General features: G+C 43.4%; 13 protein-coding genes. 12 read left to right on the plus strand and 1 reads right to left on the minus strand.

Going from position 1 to position 17,974, the window contains the following annotated elements; genetic code table 11:
- Positions 1 to 4: 4 nt before the first annotated feature.
- A complete protein-coding gene (locus J3P37_RS15190) occupies positions 5 to 883 on the plus strand; it encodes a DUF6624 domain-containing protein (protein WP_256012199.1) in 879 nt (292 codons plus the stop codon).
- Positions 884 to 1,013: 130 nt separating this feature from the next.
- Complete coding sequence (locus J3P37_RS15195; protein ID WP_256012200.1) at positions 1,014 to 1,781, plus strand: SDR family oxidoreductase; 768 nt, start codon at positions 1,014 to 1,016, stop codon at positions 1,779 to 1,781.
- 42 nt (positions 1,782 to 1,823) lie between these two features.
- Here the strand turns inward: J3P37_RS15195 and J3P37_RS15200 are convergent, their stop codons facing one another.
- The gene (locus J3P37_RS15200; RefSeq protein ID WP_256012201.1) at positions 1,824 to 3,299 is read right to left on the minus strand and encodes an aminotransferase-like domain-containing protein; all 1,476 of its coding nucleotides are present in this window, start codon (positions 3,297 to 3,299) and stop codon (positions 1,824 to 1,826) included.
- 363 nt (positions 3,300 to 3,662) lie between these two features.
- On the opposite strand from J3P37_RS15200, the gene J3P37_RS23150 reads away from it, so the two are divergent.
- The 10 genes from J3P37_RS23150 to J3P37_RS15245 all read left to right on the plus strand — a co-directional run bounded on the left by J3P37_RS23150 (position 3,663) and on the right by J3P37_RS15245 (position 17,896).
- The gene (locus J3P37_RS23150) at positions 3,663 to 3,917 is read left to right on the plus strand and encodes a Riean_0653 family protein (protein WP_369414084.1); all 255 of its coding nucleotides are present in this window, start codon (positions 3,663 to 3,665) and stop codon (positions 3,915 to 3,917) included.
- A 280-nt stretch (positions 3,918 to 4,197) separates the two neighbouring features.
- On the plus strand, positions 4,198 to 4,710 hold the full coding sequence (locus J3P37_RS15205) for a DUF4221 family protein (protein ID WP_256012202.1): 513 nt from the start codon (positions 4,198 to 4,200) through the stop codon (positions 4,708 to 4,710).
- Positions 4,711 to 4,733: 23 nt separating this feature from the next.
- Positions 4,734 to 6,632, plus strand: a complete 1,899-nt coding sequence (locus tag J3P37_RS15210) for a hypothetical protein (protein ID WP_256012203.1) — start codon at positions 4,734 to 4,736, stop codon at positions 6,630 to 6,632.
- A gap of 115 nt (positions 6,633 to 6,747) precedes the next feature.
- A complete protein-coding gene (locus J3P37_RS15215) occupies positions 6,748 to 7,302 on the plus strand; it encodes a hypothetical protein (RefSeq protein WP_256012204.1) in 555 nt (184 codons plus the stop codon).
- Positions 7,303 to 7,723: 421 nt separating this feature from the next.
- The gene (locus tag J3P37_RS15220; RefSeq protein WP_256012205.1) at positions 7,724 to 8,308 is read left to right on the plus strand and encodes an RNA polymerase sigma factor; all 585 of its coding nucleotides are present in this window, start codon (positions 7,724 to 7,726) and stop codon (positions 8,306 to 8,308) included.
- 98 nt (positions 8,309 to 8,406) lie between these two features.
- Positions 8,407 to 9,390, plus strand: a complete 984-nt coding sequence (locus tag J3P37_RS15225; RefSeq protein WP_256012206.1) for a FecR family protein — start codon at positions 8,407 to 8,409, stop codon at positions 9,388 to 9,390.
- Positions 9,391 to 9,634: 244 nt separating this feature from the next.
- The gene (locus J3P37_RS15230; RefSeq protein WP_256012207.1) at positions 9,635 to 12,982 is read left to right on the plus strand and encodes a SusC/RagA family TonB-linked outer membrane protein; all 3,348 of its coding nucleotides are present in this window, start codon (positions 9,635 to 9,637) and stop codon (positions 12,980 to 12,982) included.
- Between the two features lie 38 nt (positions 12,983 to 13,020).
- Positions 13,021 to 14,496, plus strand: coding sequence for a RagB/SusD family nutrient uptake outer membrane protein (locus tag J3P37_RS15235; protein WP_256012208.1), 1,476 nt, complete (start codon positions 13,021 to 13,023; stop codon positions 14,494 to 14,496).
- Positions 14,486 to 15,454 carry an endonuclease/exonuclease/phosphatase family protein gene (locus tag J3P37_RS15240; RefSeq protein ID WP_256012209.1) on the plus strand — a complete coding sequence of 323 codons (969 nt, stop codon included), beginning with the start codon at positions 14,486 to 14,488 and terminating at the stop codon, positions 15,452 to 15,454. The genes J3P37_RS15235 and J3P37_RS15240 overlap by 11 nt, the downstream gene beginning before the upstream one ends.
- 3 nt (positions 15,455 to 15,457) lie before the next feature.
- Complete coding sequence (locus tag J3P37_RS15245) at positions 15,458 to 17,896, plus strand: DUF5689 domain-containing protein (RefSeq protein WP_256012210.1); 2,439 nt, start codon at positions 15,458 to 15,460, stop codon at positions 17,894 to 17,896.
- The last annotated feature ends 78 nt before the right edge of the window (positions 17,897 to 17,974 follow it).

Consider the following 17,974-nt stretch of genomic DNA (forward strand, 5'->3'; position numbering starts at 1 on the left):
ATCAATGGGACAAGAAATCCCGAAAATGAAAGAATATTTGAGTATAATAAAAAACGCTTCGAATCTTTATAAAATAAAGTGTTACAAAGATGCCGCAGCAGAATATGATAGAGCATTTAATCTCGGTGATAGATTTATTCGTGTTGCAGATTACTACAATTCCGCCTGCTGCCAGGCTTTGAACAATAACAGTGACAGAGCTATTCGAAACTTGTCTAAAGCAATAATGGATGGAAAATATTCAAATTACACACACATCCTATCGGATCCAGATTTTAAATCTTTAAGAAAAAAAAGAGAGTGGGGATTGTTGGCAGAACATGTCAGAGTAAATGAGCTGAATAAAAACAGGTTATCTGCATTATTGGATTCAATACTAGAAATGGATCAAAATTACCGGAGCAATCTTGACAGCGTAACAAAAGAATTTGGAGCAGGTTCACCAAAGACGAAAGAGTATTACCAAAAGATGCACGAGCTTGATTCTCTTAACCTTCTTAAGGTACGTCCGATTATCGACAGCATTGGTTGGCCTGGCCCTTACGAAGTGGGAAACAAAGGTGGGTTAGCTATTTTTCTCGTAATACAGCATTCGAATGCAGAAGTTCAAGAAAAATATTTACCCCTTATGCGTTCAGCAGCAATGAAAGGCAACGCAATCTTGGCAAACTTAGCTTTATTAGAAGACAGGGTTGCAATAAGTAACGGTAGAAAACAATTATATGGCTCTCAGGTCTTTGTTGATCCAAAAACAAATTCATATTTCTTAGCTCCAATAGAGGACGAAAAAAATTTAAATTTACGACGGAAGGAAATGGACTTGCAGCCGATTGAAGAGTATTGTAAACTTTTCGGAATTGAATATTCTTTTGCTGATAAGTAACTATTACAGAACAAATCGCAACGCGACTACCCTGGACTGCCACCCTTGTGAATGTTGGATGATGAAAGCCATCCTCTAAACTGCTTACTTTGTTCCACCAAAAGGAATAATATTTAAATTAATTTTACGTATGAAGATTTTAGTAATTGGAGGAACCGGGCTGATAGGTAAAGATGTCAGCGCCAAATTAAGTAGGGAAGGTCACGAAGTTATCATTGGTGCACCCTCTCACGGTGTTAATATTGTTTCGGGCGAAGGTCTGGAAGAAGCGCTGAAAGGTACCGACGTGGTGATCGATCTCTCAAATTCTTCATCACCTGATGATGAAACCGCTTTGAACTTTTTTCGTTCAGCAGGCAAGAATTTAAGAGCTTATGAAAAAGAAGCTGGAATAAAACATCATTTGGTCTTGTCAATCGTGGGAACAGATCGCGCTCAATATATCGGTTACCTAAAGGCAAAGAAAGAACAAGAGGATAATATTAAAGGCTCAGGTATTCCTTATACCATTGTTCGCTCTACCCAATTTCACGAGCACGTTACCACAATTATTGCTGTTCAGGGTAACGAGAACGAAGTTAAGGTCTCTACTGTTGACTATCAGCCTATAGCAGCAGAAGATGTTGTGAATTACCTGTCAAAGTTTGCTTTGGAAGAGCCAAAAAATGGTACTGTTGAGATTGCCGGCCCAGAACGTGGTTCAATGACACAGTTTGTACAAAGATATTTGGACACAACAGGTGACAGTAAAGTGATGGTCTTTAACGATGAGAATAAATACATGTATCTGGATATTCCAAAAGATCTTCTAGTCCCACTAGAAAATTACTACAAAGGTGCTATTAACTTCGAGGATTGGGTGAAGACTCAAAAGCCAATTTCTCATTCTAAGTACTAGTCTAATATATCATAATTTTTTGGCGGGTCTGATAACCCGCCACTATTTCACTTCTCCCAGCGCCCGGGCGAACTTCAACATCTCTTCGTCATTAAGCGAAGCAAAGCCAAGCCTCATGCCATTGACACTATCAGAATATTTATAAAGGCTACCATCATTCATATAAATACCTTTTGAAGCCAGGCGCTTTGCCAGGTCGGGAATTGAATAGTCCTTATCGAAGGTAACCCATACAGCCATCCCGCCTTGCGGAGTCGTAAAATGTGATATATCACCCATGGAAGCCTTGAGTAAATTGCAAAACTGATTTCGCCTTTGATGGTATAATTTTACAGACCTCCGGATATGCCTCTGCATTTCTCCTGTATTGAACAGATGGGCTACGGATTCTTCAAACACTACATCACCACGGATCTCTACCAGTTGTTTAAACTTCGATGCCTGCGATATAAAATCGGCATTACCTACCATATAGCCTATTCTGATAGTTGGTGCCAATGTTTTTGATATTGAACCGATGTAAAGCACATAGCCCTTGTGGTCGGCGCTTGCTAATGGTAAGATCGGACTGTTTTCGTAATGGAAGTCGTAATCGTAATCATCTTCGATGACGGGAAATTTATAACGCCGGATCAAGTCTAACAGCTTAAGTCTTCTTTCTGCGCTGAGTGTTACTGTAGTTGGATGGTGATGATGAGGAATAATGTATAATAGATCTGGTGGAGAGGTGTTGCAGATCGTTTCAATTGCATCTACATCTATACCATTCTCATCAACCTTCACCTTAATCAAGTTTGCGCCCAGTTGTTCGAACACCTTATCTGCCAGAATGTAATTCAGATCTCCAACAATCACTGTACTGCCTAGTTTCAATATCATGCTTGCAGCAATGAAAATGGCAAACTGCGCACCATGCGTAACTAGTACATTTTCTTTTTCAATATTCAGCGCTCTTGTTGCAGACAAAAAAACGGCGAGCTCACTTCTCAATGCCGAGCTTCCGGAGGAGCTCTCTTTCATAAGCATCCCATGTAAAGAAGATCTATACAATAAGGCTTTGTAACGATTAAGGATCGACTCCAGAGGTGCTATGCGCTGGTCCGGATAGCCATCGTTGATTAGTAGTTGGTAAGGTTTTAAATCAAGGGAGGGTGGGCGGCTAAAGCCAATCTCCCGGTAGAAACTCGTCTGATTAAAAGCCTGTGTGTCCTCCAGATGATCTGTGTATAACACTTTGGGTTTAATCACCGGCAACTGCCTGGAAATAAACATTCCTCTTTTACCAACAACTTCTACCCAGCCTTGTACCCGCAGTTCATCATAGGCTGCGACTACTGTCGTTCGATTAAGTTTCATTATAGTCGCCATTTCGCGACTTGCCGGTAATTGGTAACCTGGTCTTATTTTACCATTTCTGATTAAGTCGATGACCCCATTCGCTACCTGGCGGAAAACTGGAATAGCTGAGCTCCTATCTATGTCTATAAGATTCTTAAATGGTAAGGTTTGGACTGTCATCGTAAAAAACTCTGGATAAGTAAGGCCAGCCAGCTGCGCTGTAATTTTACGAAAAAAACCTTATTTTTTCTGATTTCCCTGTTGGGGAACCGTATCTGTTTTTCGTTTTCCGAAAACTAATCAATTAACAATAACACAATATTCGAAATGACAATGTTAGCAATTCTTAGATAATTTTTGTTGTAGTAACCTAAAATACATGAAATTCAACAAACTACTCCCGTTAATTCTTTATGTATGCTTTTTATCCTTGACAGGTATGAAATGTAAAAAGGACAGTACCTTGATTATACATAAAGAAAAACTGCCTGCCATTACACAATCTGGATCACATACTTTCGGTTTTTATCCTCCGAAAATCAGATGGAGTTAAGAATTGGGTTGACAGGGGTCAATAAGACAGGAACATATACTTTTGATAATAACGGAGTGATCTACTATGACTCGAAATCAAGGTGTTATTATTATGAGGATAGGATCGTATCGGGTTCGTTGAATATTACTAAGATAGACCTGGTCAATCATTTCATTTCTTGCACTTTCGAATTTAAACTTGATAAACAGGGGTGTCAAAGCATTAATGCCACTGAGGGAAGATTCGATTTAAAGATTCAATAAGCGCGTCAATTCTGAAGAAATACGTTTTCTATTTATCAAATAGGAAAGATAAAAAAGCTTGAGGCTTAGTCCAATACTCAAATCCGATTATCAGAGTTGACGACCAGTTATTGTTTGTCGGCCAATCATTTGACACATTAAAAGATAGCCTTATAAGTAATTTTAACTTTGTTTCCTATACTGATTGTCTGACGGACAAAGTTAATTTTTATCATACATATCCTGATTCACTGTATTGGAATAACTATAACTGGAGTGGAGAAAAGTTACAGAAGTGTTTATGGATTACAATGATGAAAAGGGAATTTTAGTATTCAGCTTTCCGATTTCTCATGACTTATATACTGCTAAACTAAAGCAGCCAGATTACAAAGTGACTTATGGAGGAAGTAATTTTGCCAATACGATCCGGTCAATTCAAACCCAACCTAGTGAAATGTCAGTCAAAACTTTTGTAAAACATGTTTTAGAAAATGACGAGTATGCAGCTATAAAGTATGATAAATTCAGGAAGGTATATTATCGATTTTTAAGGCATCGGGTTAATAACTATACGGAGTCTAGCCAATGGACAGATAAGTCCGTTTCCATAATTATTTTAGATGAAAGCTTAAACTATTTGGGAGAAACGAATATTGGAACAATTAAGAATTGGTACCTGCAAAATGCATTTGTTACAGAAGAAGGATTAAATATTGAATATATCCCTGATAATTTAAATGAAGACTATCTGATCTATAAGATATTTACATTAGAAAAAAGAAGCAGAATCAATAAGAGGCAGTTAAAGTAGTGAAGTTTCAATCAGTAAAATTAATGATGATAAATAAGTTTTTATGTTTGGCTTTTTTGTTTTGGTTTGTGTTTCCGGTGGATTCATTCTCTCAACTGGACACAAAGGTAACAAGACAGTTAATTGATAGTTTAGAAACGTCGTTAGCACGAAAAAATGCTGTAATTTACCTCCAGCCTAACAAAGATATTTACGAAACCGGAGAAGACCTGTGGTTTAAGGCATATTTTGCAGATGCACAGAGCTTGAAGCCATTTGCTATCGATACCACGCTTTATATCCAGCTTACTCCGGTAGATAAGCCTGGAGCGGTGATAGAGGAAAAATTTGTGATAATGGATGGCTTCTCGGAGGGTCGTTTATACCTTCCCGACACGCTTGAGGAAGGGGACTACGATCTCAAAGCATTCAGCACCAGTAGCTTCTTCAAAGGTCAAAATGATTTTAAAAATTTAAGGCGGATCAATATCAGAAAAAGCATTATCCCTCAACTTAAAATCGAGGCACAATTTGACAAAAAGGTCTATGTAGATGGTCAGCAGATATCTTTAGCACTGAAATTATCTTCCTCCTCCGGAGCTCTGCTTCCTTTAACAAATATAAATGCTGTACTGAACAATGACGGCCAGCTTTTGGAAACTCTGAAACTGCAAACAGACTACGCGGGGAGGGCAAAAATAACGTTCAAGGCAGGTATTCCGGTCGCAGGCTCTCAGGTCATGATAGAAGCTTTCAATCAAAAAGAAGGTAAATCGGCTGTCGGGATCATGCCAGTACCTTATAACAGAAATAAAGTTCATTTCTATGTTTTTCCGGAAGGTGGTTACCTTGTTGCAGGGCTTCCCAATATTTTAGCCTTTAAAGCCGTTGATGTGAAAGGTATTCCTGTAGAAGTTAGCGGTACCTTATTAGAAGAGAACAAGACTTTATCACGTTTCAAGTCATTGCATGATGGAATGGGAAAAATTGAGTTAAGACCGATAGCAGGCAAACAGTACCGCCTGCGACTTGATGCGCCTTACTCCGATTCAATCTACCCTGTAGGGGAAATATTACCCAAAGGTATTGTGCTGCATTATATCGGAGAGAGTACAAAAGATCTGGTTTTTAAACTTTACAAATCTTCAGCCAGCATTCCTGGAACCATTTATTTAAGAGCACAAATTCGTGGCAAAGTATACAGTATGGCTAAGGCTATCTTAAAAGACAGTCTAACCATAGAATTGCCGGCAAAAGAATTTACTCAGGGAGTGGCCGAAGTAACACTATTTGGAGAAGATATGATGCCCTTAGCGGAAAGATTGGTCTACGTAAATACGAAAAGCAAGTTGTATATCACATCCAAATTACTTAAACCGGTACTAGGTTTACGTGAAAAGGGATCCATTAAAATTAAAGTTACTGACGAACTTAATAATCCTGTAGTGGCACATTTAGGCGTAAGCATTTTTGACCGCTTGTATAAAGACCCATCTAACTGCAAAAATATTCTGACACATTTTTACCTGGACAATCAACTTAAGGGAGATATATACAATCCTGCTTATTACTTCGAAGACGAAAATTTGCAACGTGTAGCAGCATTGGATGTTCTGATGCTTACACAAGGATGGCGAAGATACGTCTGGAATCATAACACCCCGAAAATGTCCGACACGCCATCCATTCTTACAAATAGCATACACGGAAATGTGAGTGTAGTGAAGCAAAAAAAAGGAACATCAGGACAATTCCCTGTACAACTTTTTGCCCCCGACAATAAGGGATATGGAAGATTTACCGTGCTCGATTCCCTGGGCTCGTTTACCATTGCCCCCTATGACCTGGCATCAGCCAACAATGGTTACCTCTATTTAAGAGCCATGGTTGCAGAGGAAACCAAGACTGATATTAAAATCGTTGACCCTTTTGAGCTAATATAATGAAATTCAAGCAAAGAAAATTAGCTACCCAATACACGAAATAAATAATATAAACAGAACAAACAAGGAAATTCCAGTGACCTCCATGTGGGGAAGAGGCATTACCTTAAAAGAAGTGACAATTAAAGAAACGGGCAATCGGCAATTTCGTGATAAGTATTTGGGCTATCTGGATAGTCTAACCAAAGCCGATCTTATAAAAGACTATGTGGGAACATGCGGGTGGTTAAATTGCCCCGCTGAATCTGGCGGCCCTAAGCCAATTGAAGGCAAACAATATTCCACCTTAATTGAACCTAAACGTAGCCAGGTTATCTCTCATCCCTATTCGTTTGGATCAGGAGATTTCAAACAAGTGGTCTACCATTATCCGCAATTCACCGAGGAGGAACTCCTGAAAAAAAGAAATATGGCGAGATTACGGGGGTATAGTTTACCGAGGGAGTTTTTTCATCCGGATTATGAAAATAATACGTCTCGCCTGGATCCTTTACCTGATTTTAGAAATACCCTGTATTGGAAGTCTGATTTAATTACAGACAAAAGGGGGGAAGCGGTAATTGATTTTTATAGCTCTGACCTGGTATCAGGTTTTGTGTGCAGGATAGAGGGCTTATGTGCTGAAGGATTGTTAGGGAAGAAAGATATTGAGTTTACAGTACAGAAATAATTTTCATCAACCAATTGCTTCTTAATGCGCCTGATTGACGAAAGATTAAACTTTCAAACTTTTTGAAAGTTTAATAAATGCTTCTACAGATCAGAGTGGGGATAAACCGCACGATGTGCTTCGCTGATGGGAGCGTCTTTGCCTGTAACCGGATACATAATCTGGTATAACCGTAAATGGGGGAAAAGGGGAAAGAAAGCGAAGAAACGGCATTTGCAGATCCAGGATTAGTTCACACAGAATCTTAGTCAGTATGTTTTAATCGTGGAAGACTCAAATGAAAAAACGAGTCATTGTGATATTGAACGTAGGCTTCTAATTTTAATTTAATATAAACTTAATACACCTCTTTAGTCCCCTCGGCCCGATATTTCATAGCTTTGCCACTGTATTACACACGCACAATAACGTATTACATGGTATGGTTAATCTAACGGGTAGTGGGACAGCAACTTTTGAGTTTTCGGAAACCAATTATACCATCCTTTTCAATACGTACTGGAAGGGACTGTATGCTATTGCCTATCGTCGTTTGCGTGATGCCGACCTGGCAAAAGACATTGTGCAGGACCTGTTTGTTTACTGCTGGCAGCAGCGCGAAACTATCCGGATAAACACTTCCATCGAAGCTTATTTACGTTCTGCCCTGCAATACCGCCTTATTGCGCACTTCCGGAAACTCGATGTGGAAGACCGTGCTTTTACTTACCTCTACGATCGTATGGTTGAAGTGGAAGCCAGTATTAAGGATAACCTTGCCGCACAGGATCTGGGCAGAATGCTCGACAAAGAATTTGAGCAGATGCCCGACACCATGCGCGAGATATTTAAATTACGAAGCCGGGATTATTCGGTGAACGAAATAGCAGAGAACCTCAATCTGGCTGAGAAAACTGTTCGGAACAACATCACCAGGGGCCTGCAGCAATTACGCACAGCGCTTTCAAAAGAATCCCCGGAGGATTACTCTACACTCTTTTTTGTACTTTACATTCTGTTAACCTAACAGTTAAGATTTCTTAATCGATTTTATCGGGACGGATCGCAGAGGTCCTCTACTTATCCATAGAAGCGCATCAGATGTTTGGCGCGATCTGCTGATAAATGGATAAAAATAAGTTTAAGCAATTAATGGAAGGGTATCTCCAAGGCGACCTTTCCAAACCTGATGAGGAGCTGCTACAGCGTTGGTACGCTTCCTTCGGGGAATCAACAACCGGAGTGCCGGGTCTGGAAGATGAGGCTTCTTCAGAGGAATTACGGGAAGAGCTTGACAGCCGGATACGGGAGCTGATAGCCATACCGGAGCCTAAAAAAGTTTCCTGGTTCAGAACAAAGGGTTTCCGCTATATGGCTGCTGCGTCGTTTGCTGCTGTAATCGGCGGTGCTGTCTGGCTGACAACGGGAAGACTGAATAAAAATGCAGATCAGGATATAGCTGCTCAGCATAAGGCTTTTGACCAGATTGAAACAGGCATCAGGCAAGTTAAACGGGTCATCCTGCCAGATAGTACCACGGTATTCTTAAACTCTAATTCAACATTGAAGATCTCCGCAAGCTTTGGCAAGGTTCGGCGCGAAGTGTCCCTTAGCGGTGAAGCTTTTTTTGACGTAAAAAGGAATCCGGAAAAGCCTTTTATCATTGCAGCTTCTGGCCTAAAGGTAAAAGTATTAGGAACTTCTTTTAACGTTAGTGCATACGATGCTTTACCTGATGTAAGGGTTGCCGTGAATACGGGCCTGGTACAGGTAGCGGATCAACATAAAGTACTTTCTAACCTAAAACCCAATAAAATGCTGGCTTATAATAAAGAAACCCATGGGTATTCTGTAAAGAATATGAACGCCGGCTCGGTTTCCTCCTGGCGGGAGGGTATTATCCAGTTAAACCATGCAACGTTCAGGGACTTTCAGCAGGCAATGCTGAACACCTACGGTGTACATGTAGGGTATGCTGATGCAGAACCTGCGACCCGGTTCAACTATACCGTTCGCTCAACGCGTCCCCTGGAACAAACGCTGGAACAGTTTTCTGAAGTTGTTGGCAAAAAATACAGGAAGGAGGGGGATAGGGTAGTTTTCTATTAGATCTCAATAAACAGGGCCGCAAAGAGCGGCACCTGCTCAATATATCAGAATTGGCAGTAATAGATTGGACCCTAAGCCTGCAATTCTTCTTTTTAGCAACAAATTAATGTCACCATACCCCCAAATCTAGGGAAAATAACAGGCATTATCAGGTATTATATTTTGTACAAATGCTTTTTTCCTGGTTTAGGGTGGTACTAGTTTTTATAATGTTATGCGCTTTTTACTTCATTGGAAGTGGTTTATGAGAGTATCAGGTTTACTTTATTTTATTCTGGCAATCAGTGCCAATATCCTGCAAGCCTCTACGGGCAAGGCACAGGCCCTGAATAAAAGAATTACAGTAAGTTATACACAGAAGAATCTCTACGAGATAATTTTAGATCTTCAGGACAGGGCACAGCTCGATTTCGGCTTTACCCAGGGACTCGGACTGGAAAAGATAAAGGTTCCGAAAGCTGAATTTAACAATGAGCGCCTGGAGGATGTCCTGAAGGACCTTTTTAGCAGGCACAATGTGGAATTCACGGAGAGCAACGGAACGGTTATCCTGAACCGCAAACAGCAGCCGGGCCGTATCGCCGGCCGCGTTACCGACAACAAGGGGGAGCCGCTGGCCGGAGCCAGTTTACGTATTAAAGAACTCAGCAGGAGTTTTACCACTGATTCAGAAGGGCGATATTCTGTGGCTGTAAATCCGGGTACTTATACGCTGGAAGTTCACTTCATTTCTTTTGGGACACAGGAGCGGAAGCTTGAAGTACAGGCGGGAAAAACGGTAGAAGCCGTTTTCTCTCTCACGCCGCAGGGAAGTGCTCTAAATGAGGTGGTGGTAATTGGCTATGGTGAAGTTAAGAAGAAGGATCTGACAGGTTCTGTGGTCAGTATAGACATCGATAAGATCAAAGATACGCCTGTTCTTTCTGTCGACCTGGCCTTGCAGGGCCGGATTCCGGGTGCGGATATTATGGCTTCTACGGGTGAACCGGGGGCGCCGGCTTCCATCAGGATCCGCGGAACAAGGTCTATATCGGCCACCAACGAGCCGCTTATAGTGGTCGATGGTGTGATCGACGGTATCAGCAACCTTGCCGACATCAATATGGCAGACATCGCTTCGGTAAGTGTATTGAAAGATGCCTCGGCTACCGCGATCTACGGTACCAGGGGAAGTAACGGGGTGATCATCATTACCACCAAACAGGGCCGGAAAGGAAAAGATGACATCACCGTAAAAAGCGTTGCCGGAATTTCTCAGTTGCCGAGAAGGCTGGATATTATGAACGCCGCCGAATTTGCGCAGTATCGTAATGATGTGGCTTTCTTTTCAACTTCTGATAATTACGGAGAGATCGGATCAGAAACACCCCAATCCGCTTACCCATACCCTGACCCGCTATCGCGAGGCAAAGGAACCGACTGGGTAGAGCAGATCTCCAGGACGGCACACTACCATAATCATCTCGTATCTTTATCGGGGGGAGCCAAAAAAACCAATTATTACGCATCTTTTGCCTATGATAATACGCAGGGTATTATTGACAAAAGCGGCGTAAAGCGTTTTACAGGTCGTTTAAACCTGGATTACCAGCTGTTTCCCTGGATGAAAACCGGGTATAAGTACAATTATACCGGGCGCGACGACGATCAGAACCTGGTGACGATCGGGGGAACCAACTGGTGGAGCGCAGCCATTTACCTGAACCCGCTGATCCAGCTGAGGGATAACTTTAACGACCTCTGGTACTCCGGGCAGCGTTTTAATTCGCCGCGCGCCGTGCTTGACTACGGTGTGATCCGCAATGCAAAAAGAAATGGTAATACGCATACCGGATACGTTGATATTGAGCCATTAAAAGGACTTAAACTAAACTCACAGTTAACATATTACCAGTACCAGCTCCGCACCTTCCGCTATGAACCGGGAACACTTCCTGCGAAATCGGTAAATGAAGGCGGAACGGCTTACCGGGGCGAGTTTAATGAATCTAACCTGATGAGTCAGACCACGCTTGCCTGGCTAAAAGACTGGAACCGTACGCATCATGTGGATATGACGGCTGGCTTTATCGCTCAGAAAAGAGGGTCGGATAACTTAACCTTACAGGGCGAGGGTTACCAGTCTGATGATGTGACCTGGAATAACATGAATGCTATTCCCGACAAGGAGAATTATTCAGCCTCTTCTTCAAATACAGAAAAGGTAGCTATGTCATTCCTGGCAAGAGCCAACTACAACTACAAGAGCAAATACTATCTGACGGTTACCGGTCGCCGCGACGGTGCCTCCAACTTTGCAGCTAACCAGAAATGGGCATTTTTCCCTTCAGCGGCTTTGAAATGGAGTATCAGCAATGAAAACTTCATGAAGAAAGTGGATTGGATCAATGATCTTTCACTTAGACTATCGGCCGGGCGTACCGGAAATGACGGTATCAGCTCGTACCGCTCACTTTCTGCCCTGGCGTCCACTACCGGAGGATACCTGTTCAATGGCTCTCAGCCCGTGGCGTTTTATCCTTCCCGTTTGGCGAGTCAGAACCTATCCTGGGAAAAGACCGATATGTATAACATAGCCACCGATATCTCCTTGTTCAAGAACCGTGTGAACATGGTGTTAGAGGGCTATGTATCGTATACCAGCGATCTCTTGCTCGATGTACAGGTTCCTACACAAACCGGTTACAGTACCCGTTTTGCAAATGTGGGAAAGACCTCCAATAAAGGAGTTGAATTTAGTATCGAAACGAGAAATATTGAAAAACGCAATTTCAGCTGGTCCAGTTCTTTTTCTGTATCGCATAATGCGCAGAAGGTAGAGGATATTGGTACGCTTGATTATGTGAACGTGTATGGCGCATATGGCAACAACAGCTATATGATGTACGGCTATGTGCAGGATTATCCGCTGAATGCCTTATGGGGATTCAAATATGGCGGAACCTGGAAATCTCAGGAGGAAATAAACCGGAATAAAATAACGAAAGCTTACGTTTCGGCCTCAAATCCGCAGTATACGCCTGGCTCCGCCCGTTACCTGGATACCAATCACGATGGAGTGTTTAATGAGCAGGATCTTGTGTATCTGGGGAATGCAGATCCGTATCTGTACGGTGGTCTGCAGAATAACTTCCGTTATAAGAAATTGTCGCTTGGGGTATTTATTGCCTATTCGCTGGGCGGTAAGATCTATAATATTTCTGAGCAATGGATGGGCAACGGCTCGATCAATACCAACCAGTACCGCTTTATGCTGGATGCATGGCACCCGGTTCGAAATCCCGGTTCTGATCTTCCCCGTGCAGGAAGTGCCGATGCCATTGCCTCAGACAGGATGGTATACGATGCTTCTTTCCTGCGCCTGAAGACTGTTTCACTCGGCTATACCTTCGATATTCATAAACTAACCCGCAATACGCTAAGGGATGTACAGTTTGTGCTGACGGGAGAAAATCTCCTTCTATGGAAAAAGTACAATGGTTTTGATCCGGATGTATCATCGGAAAGCGGTACTTCTACCTTGCGCAGGCTCGACATAGGGGCTTACCCTAAACCAAGGACGATCACCGCCAGCGTGCAGATCAGATATTAATTTAAAAGAAGTATTAGATAAATCTTGAAGATAAATCAATGAAACGTTTAGTTTTTACATTCATGATGTTCGGACTGGTTACGGGCTGCTCTTTAGATGAGGTTCCGTCATCCTTTGTGAACACAGGCAATTACTATCAAACCGAGTCGCAGCTGGTTACAGGGCTAAATTCCTGCTATATTCCTTTACGGTCTATTTATAATTATACTTACCTCATAGCTACAGAAGGTATAACCGATCTGATGTGGATAGCTTCGGGAACTCTGGATGCCCAGCTTGATATTTCTCCCGCCCAGCCACGCTTCGGGCAAACCATGTGGACGCAGGGCTACCGCGGAGTGATGTACTGCAATTCCATTATTGAGGCGATAAAACGTGCTCCTGTAGAAGAGGAGGTAAAGAACAGGCTCCTGGCCGAAGGGATGGTGATGAGGGCCTATTATTACTGGTTCCTTACCTGCACCTTTGGTGATGTACCTTTTTATACTGAAGACATTGTTAATGTAGAGGTTTTGGAACGGGTTTCAAAGCTGGGACGTATGGATGCCGTGGGAACCCGGAATTACCTGATCGAGGAACTGATCAGGTATGTGCCGCATCTGCCGCAGGTGCGTACCAATGATGTGGCCGGTAACAGAAGCGGAGCCGCCATGGGCTGGATGATGATCGGCAAGCTGGCGCAATGGAATAAACGCTGGGATGTGGCCAGGGACGCTATGGATAAGCTGGAAGCCATCTATGGCGACCTTAGCCAGTATCCTTTGACGGATATTATGCTGAAGAATAAAAATATCAGGGAGTCGATATTTGAGATCCAGTACCTGTATGATGCTACCGGTCTGCAGGTTACCACCAATTCGGCAGCGATCTGTATGCCGCCGAGAAATTCGGGTTCCACTTACGATGGTGTGAACATTCCGGAACTGGGGGCGAACGCTACAACCTGGACGCCGCTAAGGCCCACCAACTATTTCTTCCAGTCGCTTCAGCGCAGGAACAGTGCTGACTTAAGAACTACTTTGAATATGGCCTGGGAATACAATGGTCAGGCTTTCAGAACTGCAACGAATGTTCCATGGCCCGGACCAAAATTCTGGAGTTTTAACATGTTTAACGTTGCAGACGGTAATAACCAGCGGGTGTTCCGTTATGCTGATGCCTTGCTGATGCAGGCTGAGAATTATCTGGAACTGGGCAATACTACCAGATCAGTTGAATATTTGGATAAAGTACGTCAGCGGGCAGGTACCGGGTCTTATACTTTCAGAAACCGGGAAGCGCTTCTTGATGAGATCCAGAGGGAACGTGGACGGGAGCTGCTGGGTGAATATCAACGGAAATATGATATGGTTCGCTGGGGCAACTGGTACCAGATGACCTACGACTATACCGACTATGCTACAGTGAAGAACAGGATTCTGCCATGTCATGAGTATTATCCAATCCCGGATATGGAAGTGGTAAAATCAGATTATAACCTTGACAATAAAGCTTATGAAGCATATGGAAAATAATAAAACAAGCTTGCTAAACTTCAGAGCTCATATTAGATCTTTCGCTCTTCTTGCACTTGTTGCTTTTTTGCTGACTGGTATTACAGGTATCACAGGCTGCAAGAAAACCGATGAAACAGTGGCTGCCCCTGAAACAGGGGAATTAAACGATGACACGCTCAGGGTGATCAGCTATAATATACTGGAAGGAATGAAGAACGATAGGGCTAAAAACTATGACAACTTTGTTGCCTGGGTAAAGTCTTACGATCCTGATATTTTGCTCTTGCAGGAAGCCAATGGTTTCACACAGGAATCCCTGCAAGGCCTGGCGGCCAGGTTTGACCACCCTTACGTGCTGACCAATTTAAAGGCAACGGATAATTATCCAGTGGCTATCACCTCCAGGTTTCCCCTGGAATCACGCAGGAGGGTTACCCTGAATGTCTCTCATGGAGCGATCTTCGCCAAGCTTAGCAATCGTAACTTAAACCTGGTAGTTACTCATTTGTGGCCACAAAACTACTGGCATCAGCAGGGTGACGGATTGGGAAATGATTACCGTCTGCAGGAGATAAATACGGTACTTGACAGTACCATCCGCAAGTTTCCGCAGGAATCAAACTGGATCCTTGCCGGTGATTTCAATGCTGTCGCAGCAAAAGACTATGAAGCAGGAAATACCGCCAACAGTTATGTAGTAACAGATGCTATTGAGAGTGCCGGCTTTACCGATGCCATTCACTTTCTGCATGGTTACAAGCAAAAAGGAACGTCTCCTAATTCTGTAAATAATTCTTTTACTTACCCTTTTACCTATCCGGGACGAAGGATTGACTTTGTTTATGCTACACCAGCTGTGCTTCAGGGCACATTCGCGGCACAGCCTATTTACGATGATTTTACGAGGCAATACTCGGATCATCCGCCTATGATAATGGATATTGACACCCGCAACATAGCTAAATTCAAATACTAAGGTATGGAAACTTATAACTACTATAAAAAATACGGCTGTATAAAGTTCAGGGGTATTGCCTGCCTGCTATTCTTGTTCCTGTGGGCTTTTAGTGCCTGTAAGCGCGAGTTTGAAATGGATCTGTCACTTGCCGTGAATTCTAATGAGCTGCACCTGGCAGCAACCGAAGGGAATACGCATATAATGATATATTCTACCGGAAAATGGACTGCCCGCTTAAGCGAAGAGGCCGACTGGCTTTCTCTCAGTAAACTTGAAGGCCAGGGCAATACGGACATTACCGTAACGTATGCACGGAATTTCGGCGTACCAAGAAGCGCTACACTTATTCTGACAAAAGGTGCCGAAACCCAGGAAATAAAGATCATACAGGAAGGACTGAACGTGGCACTGCACTTTTCTAAAACGAAGTACACGGTTCCCCGGACTTCCCTGCCTGTAAGTCTTTCGCTGGTAGGTGACCTCAAATATAATGTAAGCGATGTTAAGATCGATTACCTGTACGATGATGAGACTTCTGAAAAGTGGATAGCTGAGCCAGTGATCACCAGAACTGCCTTTACCTTTCAGACCCGTGAAAATAACAGCGGAAGGGACCGCGCTGTCCGAATAACACTTAGCCTCAAAGATGGATTTGGTGAAACGCTGACCTTCTACGCCGATGTTCAGCAAACGCAGCAAAATGCCTCGTTTACACAGGAACAGGAAGAATCTAAATATACTAAACGGGCAGTGAAAGATACCGTGCTCCTTTCAGGAAACACAGGTGCGAGTCTGGCTTATGTAGAAACAAATGTGGTGTATGAGTCGGGTGCCGGATGGATTGAGCAGGTAGCTTTAGCGAACGACAATATGCTGATCGTAAATCTCCGGGCTAACGATACAGGCTTAGATCGTGCGGCAACTGTTCAGCTCAGACTTATGAGTAAAGGGGCTGCAATCGCTACCCTTAACCATCGTATCTTCCAGTCGGCAGAGGACTTTGAGTACTATACTTTCAGTGAGCTTCGCCGCCTGATCCCGGGAGCTTCCGGCGAACTGGCCCTCAATGATCCCCTGAAAGCTTTAGAAGGTGTGGTGATCAGTGATAAGGCGAATCCGAACATGGAGACGAATCCGAACATCACGTTTAATTCTATGGACCTGACTGAAACCAACCGCACCGCTTACATCCAGGCAAGTGACGGGAGTTATGGCTTCAGATTGAAAACAAGCAGTGATGCTGACAATAATTTTATCCGCTACAGCAAAGTTTCAATTGCACTCAACGGCTTAACCATGGTGAAAGAATCTAATCCTGAGCGGTATACCATTAAAGGGATTACCGGGGGAAATATCGTTAAGACCACTCCTGGAACAGCCGCAGGCCTTGTATCTAAGGTCAAAACTATAAATGCGCTCAGCGATGCTGATATGTACACCTGGGTAACATTCCAGAATACTGAATTCGCAGTTCCTTATGGCAGTTACGCCAATGTAAATGCCGGTTATACCATGAAATCTAACTGGAACCAGGCAGGAGCAAGCACCCCCTACACGGATGCGATCCCTTCTGTGATCCGCGATGATAACGGCGGAAAGATGAACCTGCTTGTTAATACTATGGCTCCCTGGAGCCGGAATGCCCTCCCTGCTGGTTCGGGAACTATTTCGGGCGTTATTGTACACTCTAAGCTAATCCGCTTTGGTGCAGGATCCGGCGATATCGGACGGTATGCTGTACGCCCGCTGAATGAGGATGATATTGAACTGGGTGGGGCTGCCAAAGGAAAGGTAATTGCTTTATGGAACTGGTTGAGAAACGGAACCGATGTAAGTGCTGCGGCTAGCATTGTAAGAAATGCAGCTGGCAATGTACTTCCGGTCACAGGCAACGGCGAGCTTTCCTGTACTGTTCCCGGCCTGACGCCTTCACTTGGTGCGCATCCGGTGTACCAGACAGACCCGGCGTCTAAAGCAGTTCCAAGCAGCTCTTTACAGTACAATACGAGGTGGTGGAATACCACAACAAATTCAGGCGAAGGCTTAGTGTTTCGTTTTTCTACTTCGGGGATTACGGGCAGGAATCTCAGCATAAACTTTTCGCAGGGTGGAGGATCTGGTTCTGCTGCAACACTTAATGTGCCGGTATACTGGGGTGTTGAATACTCCCTGGATGGGCAGAATTATACGAGCCTTGCTAATTCAGACTATGCAGTTCGTCCGCTTGCTGGTTGGGGATTGAATCTGAACTACGCTGCGCTGGGTCTTAGCACCCACAGTTTTGTTCTGCCGGCCTCATTGCTCGATCAGCAGAATGTGTACGTAAAGTTGAAAGCAAAGCAAAATATCTTTGGCACCAATTCGCCGAATGGAGCGGAGTCGGGAACGATCACTGCTACGGCTAACAATGCTGCAGTTACTGTCCGTCTTGGAGTAGTATCGTTCACTTATAATCAGTAGTATGTTGAAAAGCACACGCGGCACGCGTGCGCTAGCAAAAGTTTAGTTATAATCAGTGCAACTTTAATTAATGAAAAG

It is taken from the genome of Desertivirga xinjiangensis, from assembly GCF_024436435.1.
Classification (GTDB): Bacteria; Bacteroidota; Bacteroidia; order Sphingobacteriales; family Sphingobacteriaceae; genus Desertivirga; species Desertivirga xinjiangensis.